Below are 11,378 nucleotides of genomic sequence, written 5' to 3'. Positions count from 1 at the left end.
ATTTTATTTCCGGTTTTTTTATTAGAAAATATCTTAGCTCCTCTTTTTTATGGTGCGGATTTTGCTTTAAATGAATATTATAATGAAGCTTGATTTATATATAATATCTATTCTTTTACTGGTATTTTGTCTATAATTTTCTTTTATTTGGTGTTCAATACAGTATTTAAAAAAAGTGAAATTTCCTTCAACCATGTGATTTCAAAAGGTAAATTAAAAAGAATATCCAACATTACATTAATTCTATTTGTCGCTTTATTTGTTCTTCTTTCTTCAAAGTCAGAAATAGGTATTTCCGGATGGTTAATGAATCCAAGGGACGGTTATCAAAACTATCGAGAAGGTAATGGATTTTTATATGCTTTTTCTTTAAGTACGCTTTCAGCATCTTATTTTACTAGAGCGTTAGCTTTACGCTCAGAAATGAAATTATTTATATGTGCTATATTATATTGTGTCTTGGTGTTTTTTCTAGGCTCAAAAACTTTTATTCTTTCATTCGCGATTTTTTATCTTGCAGTGTTAAGCCTCAATCAATCTAAGTTTTTAAAATTTGGACTCATTTTAGTTACGCCTCTGGCAGCATGTGCCATTCTTTATAATTTGTTTTTAGCTATTGGTAATATGAATGTTGATGTCGTGTTGTCTTATTTTGATCAATATCAAAATAGTATTTATTTGCTTCAGGATCTTGATAAAGGCGTAGTTAAATTATTTAATGGTACAGTTTATTTCAGTCAATTTTGGTCTTATATACCGAGAAGTTTGTTTCCAGAGAAACCATTTGTGTATGGCTTCCTTCATGTAAATGAAATATATTATCCAGGTGCTGCGGAATCTGGTCATACTCCAGCCTTTTCAAAGGGGATGGATAATTTTGTTGATTATGGATATGTAGGGTTGGTAATTTTAACATTCCTGACACCTATGAATATATTTTATGGCTATATTTTTGCTAAACTCAAAGTTTTCAATAAAAACGTAATGACAAACTCTGCTTCGTATCTGCTACTTTCTTTAATTCTTATTTCACCTTCATTTGGCACGTATTTTACTGGGCCTGCATATGTGTTGTTACTAATCTTCTTTATGATATTGTTCGTTCTAATCGAACGTATTACCTTACGGGGGCGATAATGGTAACTATTGATGGAATTATTTATAACCTCCAATCATTTGGTGGAATAAGTGTATATTTTAATGAGTTGATCCAGGGAATGGCGAAGTCAAACTACCAGGCTGAAATTTTGTTGTATAAAAATAAAGAGTTTGAGTTCGATACAAATAACTTAAAGTTACAATATCGTACACCAAGAGTTTTAGAAAGATATAAAAATGTTTCTGATGTTAAAGGTGGCGTTTTTCACTCAAGTTATTATCGAGTACATAAAAATCCTTATTTAAATGTAAAAAATGTTACAACTGTTCATGATTTCACATATGAAAAATATAGAGGAGGAATGTCAAAATTCATTCATACACTTCAAAAATATCATGCTATCAAAAATAGTGATATCGTAATTTGTATTTCAAACAACACAGCCAGGGATTTACTCAAGTACTGCCCAATTAGTGAAGACAAAATTAGAGTGATTTATAATGGTGTATCTTCATCATATAAACATCTATCCAACCTATTGGATATAAGAGTCAATAACTCAGTCTTATTTGTCGGTGCTAGAGAAGGTTATAAAAATTTTGTTCTTGCAGTTAAAGCTGTGGGAAAGTTACATGACTTAAAGCTTACGATAGTAGGTGGAGGAGCACTCAAAAAATATGAAAAAGAACTCCTTGAGAAATATTTGAAAAATAGATATGAACATTTTTCTTTTTTGAGTAATGAAGATTTAAATATACAATATAATACTGCATATGCTCTTGTTTATCCCTCCAGTTATGAGGGCTTTGGAATACCTGTCATAGAAGCTATGCAGGCCGGATGTCCAGTTATTTGTGCGAATACATCTTCATTGCCAGAAGTAGGGGGAGATGCGCCTATTTATATTGATGATATTAATGAGTTCACTTTAAAAGAAGCTTTAGAATTAGTTAATTTAAAAAGAAATGATATGGTCGATAGAGGTTTACTTCAGGCGCGAAAATTTTCATGGTCAAAATGTGTTAACGAAACAATTAATGTTTATAACGAATTAAATATTTAGGAATATAAGATGATTAAAATGAAGAAAAAAGTTGCATTTATCACTGGCGTAACTGGGCAAGATGGTTCATATCTTGCCGAATTTCTCATTGAAAAAGGTTATGAAGTACATGGTATAAAACGGCGAGCATCGTCATTTAACACTGATAGAATTGATCATATTTATCAATCCCGATTCGTAGATGAGCCTAATTTTATATTACATTATGGAGATTTAACCGATACTTCAAATCTGATCCGTTTAATTCAGGAGATTCAACCAGATGAAATTTATAACCTTGGTGCACAATCTCATGTAGCTGTGTCATTTGAGTCACCAGAATATACAGCAGATGTAGATGCAATAGGGACGTTACGATTATTGGAAGCAATACGAATCTGTGGGTTGGAGAAAAAAACACGTTTCTATCAAGCATCTACTTCAGAACTTTTTGGTTTAGTTCAAGAGATTCCTCAACGTGAAACTACTCCATTCTATCCGCGTTCGCCATACGCTGTAGCGAAAATGTATGCTTATTGGATAACAGTTAACTACCGTGAGTCTTATGGCATATATGCGTGTAATGGAATTCTTTTTAACCATGAATCGCCACGCCGTGGAGAAACATTTGTCACTCGTAAGATTACTCGTGCAATAGCTAATATTTCACAGGGGATCGAGCAATGCCTATATTTGGGTAATCTAGATTCGTTGCGTGACTGGGGACATGCTAAAGATTATGTTCGCATGCAATGGATGATGCTTCAGCAAGATCATCCAGAGGATTTCGTCATTGCCACAGGTAAACAGATTTCTGTGCGTGAATTTGTCCGTATGGCAGCTAAAGAAGTCGGTCTTGAACTTGAATTCTCTGGTGAAGGTGTGGATGAGATAGCTACAGTAGTAAATAAAATTTCCGATTGTGCTATTGGTGTAAATGTTGGGGATGTTATAGTTCGGGTTGATCCTCGTTATTTCCGTCCTGCTGAAGTTGAAACCCTCTTAGGTGATCCTGCAAAAGCAAAAAATATATTAGGATGGGAGCCAGAGATTACAGTTGAAGAGATGTGCGCGGAAATGGTTGCTAGCGATTTGTTAAAAGCAAAACAACATGCACTTCTTAAAAGCCATGGCTATGATGTTTCGGTTTCTCTGGAGCGTTAATACATGATAAAGAAAAGAGTTTATGTCGCAGGACATCAAGGTATGGTGGGTTCTGCAATCTGTAGACAATTATCAGTACGTAATGATATTGAATTAATTGTTAAAACACATAAAGAACTCGATTTGACGATTCAGAAAGATGTTAAACATTTTTTTGAAGAGGAGTGTATTGATCAAGTTTATCTTGCCGCAGCAAAAGTCGGTGGGATCTATGCTAACAATACTTTTCCGGCAGAATTCATCTATCAGAATCTCATGATAGAGAGTAATATTATTCATTCAGCTCATAAAGTTGGAATTCAAAAATTACTATTCTTAGGTTCTAGCTGTATATATCCTAAGTTCGCAGATCAACCAATGAAAGAATCTGCGCTTTTAACAGGCATACTTGAACCAACAAATGAGCCGTATGCCATCGCAAAAATTGCGGGAATAAAATTATGTGAATCTTACAATCGGCAATATGGGCGTGATTATCGGAGCATAATGCCAACTAATTTGTATGGTATTAATGATAATTTTCATCCTGAAAATTCGCATGTTATTCCTGCCCTCATGCGTCGATTCCATGAGGCAAAAGAAAGCGGTGCACCAGAAGTTATTGTCTGGGGAACGGGAACTCCAATGCGTGAATTTTTATATGTTGATGATATGGCTGCAGCTTCGGTTTATGTTATGGAGCTTGAAGACAAAATTTATCAAGAACATACACAGCCAATGTTATCCCATATTAATGTAGGCACAGGTGTTGATTGTTCTATACGTGAAATGGCTGAAACAATGGCCTCTGTAGTTGGTTATCAAGGGAAAATTGTTTTTGATGCTACAAAACCAGATGGTACACCACGTAAATTAATGGACGTTACTCGCTTAAAAAATTTAGGTTGGGAATATCGCTATAGTTTATATGAAGGTTTATCATTGACATATCAATGGTTTCTCGAAAATAAAAATACTTTCCGAGGCTAATTGTGACTAAGAGATTAGAATTTGAGTTATTTAAAACAATAGTTGAGCATACTCCTCTAATCTCGATTGATCTCATAATTAGAAATGATAAAGGTGAGGTGCTGCTTGGGCAGCGCCTGAATCGCCCTGCGAAAAATTATTGGTTTGTACCTGGTGGGCGAATTTTTAAGGATGAGTCATTCGAGATAGCTTTTAAAAGGATAACATTTGAAGAATTAGGCTACCAAATCACTCTTGATCAGGCGAATTTTCTTGGGGTGTATGAACATTTCTATAATGATAATGTTTCTGGGACCGATTTTTCTACTCACTACATAGTGCATGGATACGAAACCCAATTTAATCCTCAGCAAATTCGACTACCAACGGCCCAGCATAATTCCTACAAGTGGTTTGATGTAGAAGCCTTACTTCATAGCACTATTGTTCATCAGTATACCAAAAATTATTTTATTCCAAGGTAATAAATATGCTACTTCCCGTTGTCATGGCCGGTGGTTCTGGGACCAGATTATGGCCTCTCTCACGTACACTTTATCCGAAACAGTTCCTGTCCTTAAATAGCCGGTTAACTATGTTGCAAGAGACTTTGCGACGGCTTGAAAAGGTTGAACACACTCCTGCTTTGATTATTTGTAATGAATCACATCGTTTTATCGTTGCTGAACAATTGCGTAAAGTAGGTTTAAAGCATAGTGGAATTTTGCTTGAGCCTGTTGGACGGAACACTGCACCTGCCGTTGCGCTTGCGGCACTTCAGGCAACGGTAGCTGGAGAGGATCCTATACTCTTGGTTCTTGCAGCTGACCATGAAATTCAGAATGAAGAAAGTTTTATTGCAGCAGTTTTGGCTGCTAAGGATTTCGCGACGCAAGGTAAGTTGGTTACCTTTGGCATAGTTCCAACTGCTCCAGAGACAGGATATGGTTATATTAAGTCAGGTGATTCACTTGGTGGGCAAGGTTATAAAGTTGCAGCTTTTGTTGAAAAGCCAGGGCTAGAATTAGCTCAGCGGTATTTGTCAGATGGTGGCTATCTTTGGAATAGTGGAATGTTTATGTTCAGAGCATCTGTATTTATTGATGAACTGAAAAAATTCCGCCCAGATATTTTAGAGAGTTGCCAACAATCCTTAGCTTCCTCGACACAAGATTTAGATTTTATCCGCTTGGATAACTCTTCTTTTTCTTGCTGCCCTGAAGAGTCAATTGATTATGCCGTTATGGAAAAAACATCTGAAGCTGTCGTCGTTCCGTTAAATGCGCAATGGAGTGATGTTGGGTCATGGTCTGCGTTATGGGAAATAAGCTCAAAAGATCAAAGCGGTAATGCCATTCGTGGTGACGTACTGGTCGAAGATGCTACAGATAGTTATCTTTATTCGCAGCATAGACTTATTGGTGCAGTGGGCATAAAGGATTTGGTTGTCGTTGAAACGAAAGATGCTGTATTGGTTGCACATAAAGACAAAGTTCAGCAAGTTAAGAATATAGTTGCACAGCTTAAAAAGAATAATCGAACAGAATATTTACAGCATCGGGAAATTTTTCGTCCTTGGGGTAGTCATGATACTATTGCTGAAGGGGAACGATTCCAGGTAAAGCATGTGATTGTATTACCTGGACACATTACGGCTAAACAGATCCATTATCATCGTACTGAACATTGGGTGGTTGTATCGGGGACAGCTAAGGTTCATCTTGAGGATAAGACCTATCTTGTTTCAGAAAATGAATCAACATATATTCCTGTTGGCGTTCCACATTCAATTGAAAATCCTGGCAAGATCTCACTTGAAATAATTGAAGTTAGATCCGGTGTCTACCTGGAAGAGGATGATGTTATAAGAGTTTCTTCATCAGGGGTTGGATACTAATGAGGATTTCTATTATTACAGCAACCTATAATAGTGAAAAAACTCTGCTTGATACATTGCTCTCTCTGGAAAAACAAACGCATCCAGATATAGAGTATATAATTATAGATGGGGCCTCTAACGATAATACAATTGAGCTAATTAAAAGTAATTGTACAAGAGTTTCAAAAATCATTTGCGAGCCAGATAAAGGTATTTACGATGCGCTGAATAAAGGTATTCAGGTAGCTACTGGTGATGTTATTGGATTTTTACATTCTGATGACTTACTTGCTTATGATGATGTTATTGCAGATATAGCAAAAACATTTGAAAATTCGGGGTGTGATGCTGTTTATGGTGATCTGGAATACGTTTCTCAGAATGATACGGCTAAACGTATTAGATTATGGAAAAGTGGCACGTTTAGCCGTGTGAGAATGAAATTAGGTTGGATGCCACCTCATCCATCATTTTATATGAAACGTGAATGTTATAATAAATTTGGTGATTTTTCATTAGATTATCGGATTTCTGCTGATTATGACTCATTATTGCGTTATATTCTAAAACAACGAGTTTCGGTAGCTTATTTACCTAAAGTATTAGTGAAGATGCGTGTTGGCGGAATTAGCAATCGCTCAATATCTTCAATGGTTAATAAGTCAATGGAAGATATTCGTGTTATGAGGAATAATGGTATTATCTGGCCATTAGCCTTAGCGTATAAAAATCTTTCAAAACTCCCTCAATTTATTAAAAAGTAATCATCATGTTAAATGCTAATAAAGTTATTGATCAAAGCAACATTGCTTTCGGCACTAGTGGTGCGCGCGGTTTAGTCGTTGATTTTACCCATGATGTATGCGCTGCGTTCACCCATGCTTTCCTTTCAGTTGTACAAAATAAATCTAACTTTAATACGGTAGCCTTAGCAATCGATAACCGTCCCAGTAGTTATAAAATTGCACAGGCATGCGCATATGCAATAAAACAACATGGGTTCAACGTTGAATATCATGGTGTCATTCCTACACCAGCGTTGGCATATTATTCGATGCAGAAAGGCATACCATGCATTATGGTTACCGGAAGTCATATCCCATTTGATCGCAATGGATTGAAATTCTATCGACCAGATGGGGAAATTACAAAAGAAGATGAAGTTGCGATAGCAAATAGTCAATATACGTTTTCTCCTGTAACTGCATTACCTCATTTGGAAACTAGTTCTCAAGGTGCTAATTCATACATAGCACGATATGTGTCATTATTTGATGAAAATATTCTAAAAGGCAAAAAAATCGGTATTTACGAACACTCTAGTGCCGGTAGGGATTTATATGCCCCATTATTTAGTCAATTAGGTGCTGAAGTCGTATCTTTGGGCAGAAGTGATGAATTTGTTCCCATTGATACAGAGGCAGTTAGTGAGGAAGATCGAGTAAGAGCGCGTGAATGGTCGGAGAAATTTAAGCTGGACGCTATCTTCTCCACCGATGGAGATGGTGACCGACCGCTTGTAGCAGATGAAAAAGGTGAGTGGTTAAGAGGTGATATCCTGGGACTTCTAACTGCTGATGCTTTAAAAATTCAGGCATTAGCGATTCCAGTCAGTTGTAATACCGCAGTTGAGCTATCAAACAAATTCACATGTATTCAACGTACAAAAATCGGTTCCCCGTATGTTATTGCTGCGTTTGAAGAACTTAAGAATCGATACGACGCTATTGCTGGTTTTGAGGCCAATGGTGGTTTTCTTCTGGCATCAGACCTGTTGATTAATGGAAAAACGTTAAAGGCGTTACCAACCCGCGACGCGATATTACCTGTATTAATGTTATTAACGACAGCCAGTAAAGGTAAAATATCAACATTAGTTGAAAGTCTTCCTCAGCGTTTTACTTGGTCCGATCGTGTAAAAGATTTCCCAAGCGTTGAAAGCAAAAAAATAATTAATGATGCGATTTCAGCGCCCGATGCTTTTTTAAATAAGTTGGGATTTTCAACACTGACTTGCATTGATATTGATGAAACAGATGGTGCAAGATTTACACTTTCAAACGGTGCTGTTATTCATCTTCGCCCATCAGGTAATGCGCCTGAGCTTCGTTGCTATACTGAAGCTAATGATGAGAGTCAGGCGAAAACATATGTCAATACAGTATTAAGTAATATTGTTCTTTTACGTAACTGACATAATCTTATGTAACAATGTATGCAAACGAGGGTATGCTCAACACTTAACAACCAACAGATATAAACAGTTTGTTGGGATGACTATGATATACAGCACTACACACATATATGTAACTTGAGTTAACATCTGTTTCATATTTCAAGCCGCGCAACCCCGCGGTGACCACCCCTGACAGGAGTAAACAATGTCAAAGCAACAGATTGGCGTCGTCGGTATGGCAGTGATGGGGCGCAACCTTGCGCTCAACATCGAAAGCCGTGGTTATACCGTCTCTATTTTCAACCGTTCCCGTGAGAAGACGGAAGAAGTGATTGCTGAAAATCCAGGCAAAAAACTGGTTCCTTACTATACGGTGAAAGAGTTTGTTGAATCTCTTGAAACGCCTCGTCGCATCCTGTTAATGGTGAAAGCAGGTGCAGGCACGGATGCTGCTATTGATTCCCTGAAACCATACCTCGATAAAGGCGACATCATCATTGATGGTGGTAATACTTTCTTCCAGGACACCATTCGTCGCAACCGTGAGCTTTCCGCAGAAGGTTTTAATTTCATCGGTACTGGTGTTTCCGGTGGAGAAGAGGGCGCGCTGAAAGGGCCTTCCATCATGCCTGGTGGTCAGAAAGAAGCCTATGAACTGGTTGCGCCAATCCTCACCAAAATTGCTGCCGTAGCTGAAGATGGCGAACCGTGTGTTACCTATATTGGTGCCGATGGTGCAGGTCACTACGTAAAAATGGTTCACAACGGTATTGAATACGGCGATATGCAGCTGATTGCGGAAGCCTATTCTCTGCTGAAAGGTGGCCTGAACCTTTCCAACGAAGAACTGGCTCATACTTTCACCGAGTGGAATAACGGTGAGCTGAGCAGCTACCTGATCGACATCACTAAAGATATCTTCACTAAAAAAGATGAAGACGGTAACTACCTGGTCGATGTGATTCTGGATGAGGCAGCTAACAAAGGTACTGGTAAGTGGACCAGCCAGAGCGCACTGGATCTCGGTGAGCCTCTGTCACTGATCACTGAATCAGTGTTTGCTCGTTACATCTCTTCTCTCAAAGAGCAGCGTGTTGCGGCGTCTAAAGTACTGTCCGGCCCGCAAGCACAACCTGCAGGCGACAAAGCTGAATTCATTGAGAAAGTTCGTCGTGCGCTTTATCTGGGTAAGATTGTTTCTTACGCTCAGGGCTTCTCACAGCTACGTGCCGCGTCTGAAGAGTACAACTGGGATCTGAACTATGGTGAAATCGCGAAGATCTTCCGTGCTGGCTGTATCATCCGCGCTCAGTTCCTGCAGAAAATCACTGATGCTTACGCTGAAAATCCGAAGATCGCTAACTTGCTGTTAGCGCCGTACTTCAAGAAAATCGCCGACGATTACCAGCAAGCTCTGCGTGATGTAGTAGCCTATGCGGTACAGAACGGTATCCCGGTTCCGACCTTCGCCGCTGCGGTTGCCTATTACGACAGCTACCGTGCTGCGGTACTGCCTGCGAATCTGATCCAGGCACAGCGTGACTATTTCGGTGCGCATACTTATAAACGCATTGATAAAGAAGGTGTATTCCACACCGAATGGTTGGATTAATCTGATTTAATCAGTAATAAACTAAGGCCCGGCATTTATCGCTGGGCTTTTTTTTGCCATAAATCTTATAGACTAAATTTCATTGCTTAATATTAACTTAATAAATATTAGCTATCCTTATAAAGAAAATCTGAATTGTTTTTCGTTGCGTTGACCAGTCATCATCGTAGCGTTAAAACTTTTAACTCTTATCAGGATGCTAAAAACATCATGATTCATAGTTAAGTTAATTCTGAGAGCATGAAATGAAAATCACCATTTCCGGTACTGGTTATGTAGGCCTTTCAAATGGGCTTTTAATCGCACAAAATCATGAGGTTGTAGCATTAGATATTTTACCAGCACGCGTCGCAATGCTGAATGATAGGATATCTCCTATTGTTGACAAGGAGATTCAGCAGTATTTGCAATCAGATAAAATATGCTTTAATGCCACTTTAGATAAAAATGAAGCCTACCGGAATACAGATTATGTGATTATCGCAACTCCGACTGACTATGATCCTAAAACTAATTATTTCAATACATCCAGCGTAGAATCAGTAATTAAAGATGTAACAGAGATAAATCCCCAGGCGGTAATGGTTATCAAATCCACGGTTCCGGTAGGTTTTACCGCCGCTATGCATAAGAAATACCACACCGAAAATATTATTTTCTCCCCCGAATTCCTTCGCGAAGGTAAAGCCCTTTACGATAATCTTCATCCTTCTCGTATCGTGATCGGCGAACGTTCTGAACGTGCAGAGCGTTTTGCCGCGTTATTACAAGAAGGGGCAATCAAACAAAATATTCCGACCCTGTTTACTGATTCAACAGAAGCTGAAGCAATTAAACTTTTTGCTAATACCTATCTCGCGATGCGTGTGGCGTACTTTAACGAACTGGATAGTTATGCAGAAAGTTTAGGATTGAACACCCGTCAAATTATTGAAGGCGTTTGTCTTGATCCGCGCATCGGCAACCACTACAACAATCCATCATTTGGTTACGGTGGCTACTGTCTACCGAAAGATACTAAGCAGCTGTTGGCAAACTATCAGTCTGTTCCCAATAATATTATCTCCGCCATCGTTGAGGCTAATCGTACCCGGAAAGACTTCATCGCTGATGCTATCTTGTCGCGCAAACCTAAAGTAGTTGGAATATATCGTCTGATTATGAAGAGTGGTTCGGATAACTTCCGCGCTTCGTCCATTCAGGGGATTATGAAGCGGATCAAAGCTAAGGGTGTTGAAGTTATCATTTATGAACCAGTGATGAAGGAAGAATCGTTCTTCAACTCGCGACTGGAACGTGACCTCACAACGTTTAAGCAACAGGCTGATGTCATCATTTCTAATCGTATGTCTGAAGAGCTTAAGGATGTAGCAAATAAGGTCTATACCCGTGATCTTTTCGGTAGTGACTAACCTATTGTTATCATGATGGTTTTCTGTACGCACGTCATTTAATGTT

At 38.4% G+C, this 11,378-nt stretch carries 9 protein-coding genes and 1 pseudogene; all 10 read left to right on the top strand.

The window, feature by feature from the left end; translation table 11 throughout:
- Positions 1 to 1,137: pseudogene (locus A7Z06_RS22020) on the top strand (O-antigen polymerase); the annotation flags it as partial.
- Positions 1,137 to 2,162 (top strand): glycosyltransferase family 4 protein, encoded by a 1,026-nt coding sequence (locus tag A7Z06_RS07885; RefSeq protein WP_000256236.1) that lies wholly within the window; start codon positions 1,137 to 1,139, stop codon positions 2,160 to 2,162. The pseudogene A7Z06_RS22020 and the gene A7Z06_RS07885, both read left to right, overlap by 1 nt.
- Before the next feature lie 18 nt (positions 2,163 to 2,180).
- The gene (gene gmd / locus A7Z06_RS07880; protein ID WP_024165189.1) at positions 2,181 to 3,305 is read left to right on the top strand and encodes a GDP-mannose 4,6-dehydratase; all 1,125 of its coding nucleotides are present in this window, start codon (positions 2,181 to 2,183) and stop codon (positions 3,303 to 3,305) included.
- A gap of 3 nt (positions 3,306 to 3,308) precedes the next feature.
- Complete coding sequence (gene fcl / locus A7Z06_RS07875; protein WP_010347078.1) at positions 3,309 to 4,274, top strand: GDP-L-fucose synthase; 966 nt, start codon at positions 3,309 to 3,311, stop codon at positions 4,272 to 4,274.
- Between the two features lie 2 nt (positions 4,275 to 4,276).
- Positions 4,277 to 4,738, top strand: a complete 462-nt coding sequence (locus A7Z06_RS07870; protein WP_000166825.1) for a GDP-mannose mannosyl hydrolase — start codon at positions 4,277 to 4,279, stop codon at positions 4,736 to 4,738.
- A gap of 5 nt (positions 4,739 to 4,743) precedes the next feature.
- Positions 4,744 to 6,150, top strand: a complete 1,407-nt coding sequence (locus A7Z06_RS07865; protein ID WP_000926415.1) for a mannose-1-phosphate guanylyltransferase/mannose-6-phosphate isomerase — start codon at positions 4,744 to 4,746, stop codon at positions 6,148 to 6,150.
- Positions 6,150 to 6,896 carry a glycosyltransferase family 2 protein gene (locus A7Z06_RS07860; RefSeq protein ID WP_001222850.1) on the top strand — a complete coding sequence of 249 codons (747 nt, stop codon included), beginning with the start codon at positions 6,150 to 6,152 and terminating at the stop codon, positions 6,894 to 6,896. The genes A7Z06_RS07865 and A7Z06_RS07860 overlap by 1 nt, the downstream gene beginning before the upstream one ends.
- 5 nt (positions 6,897 to 6,901) lie before the next feature.
- A complete protein-coding gene (locus A7Z06_RS07855) occupies positions 6,902 to 8,326 on the top strand; it encodes a phosphomannomutase (protein ID WP_000930628.1) in 1,425 nt (474 codons plus the stop codon).
- A gap of 187 nt (positions 8,327 to 8,513) precedes the next feature.
- Positions 8,514 to 9,920, top strand: coding sequence for an NADP-dependent phosphogluconate dehydrogenase (gndA, locus tag A7Z06_RS07850; protein ID WP_105279385.1), 1,407 nt, complete (start codon positions 8,514 to 8,516; stop codon positions 9,918 to 9,920).
- 245 nt (positions 9,921 to 10,165) lie between these two features.
- Complete coding sequence (ugd, locus tag A7Z06_RS07845) at positions 10,166 to 11,332, top strand: UDP-glucose 6-dehydrogenase (RefSeq protein WP_000704838.1); 1,167 nt, start codon at positions 10,166 to 10,168, stop codon at positions 11,330 to 11,332.
- Positions 11,333 to 11,378 lie beyond the last annotated feature (46 nt).

The organism is Escherichia sp. MOD1-EC6819, assembly GCF_002965765.1.
Taxonomy (GTDB): Bacteria; Pseudomonadota; Gammaproteobacteria; order Enterobacterales; family Enterobacteriaceae; genus Escherichia; species Escherichia ruysiae.
The sequence above is the reverse complement of the archived record's forward strand: the minus strand, read 5'-3'. Positions and strand labels throughout refer to the sequence as shown.

Excerpts from the sequence above, each read along its gene's own strand:
- A7Z06_RS07885 (WP_000256236.1), top strand. The coding sequence starts at position 1,137 with ATGGTAACTATTGATGGAATTATTTATAACCTCCAATCATTTGGTGGA.
- gmd (WP_024165189.1), top strand. The coding sequence starts at position 2,181 with ATGAAGAAAAAAGTTGCATTTATCACTGGCGTAACTGGGCAAGATGGT.
- fcl (WP_010347078.1), top strand. The coding sequence starts at position 3,309 with ATGATAAAGAAAAGAGTTTATGTCGCAGGACATCAAGGTATGGTGGGT.
- A7Z06_RS07865 (WP_000926415.1), top strand. The coding sequence starts at position 4,744 with ATGCTACTTCCCGTTGTCATGGCCGGTGGTTCTGGGACCAGATTATGG.
- A7Z06_RS07860 (WP_001222850.1), top strand. The coding sequence starts at position 6,150 with ATGAGGATTTCTATTATTACAGCAACCTATAATAGTGAAAAAACTCTG.
- A7Z06_RS07855 (WP_000930628.1), top strand. The coding sequence starts at position 6,902 with ATGTTAAATGCTAATAAAGTTATTGATCAAAGCAACATTGCTTTCGGC.
- gndA (WP_105279385.1), top strand. The coding sequence starts at position 8,514 with ATGTCAAAGCAACAGATTGGCGTCGTCGGTATGGCAGTGATGGGGCGC.
- ugd (WP_000704838.1), top strand. The coding sequence starts at position 10,166 with ATGAAAATCACCATTTCCGGTACTGGTTATGTAGGCCTTTCAAATGGG.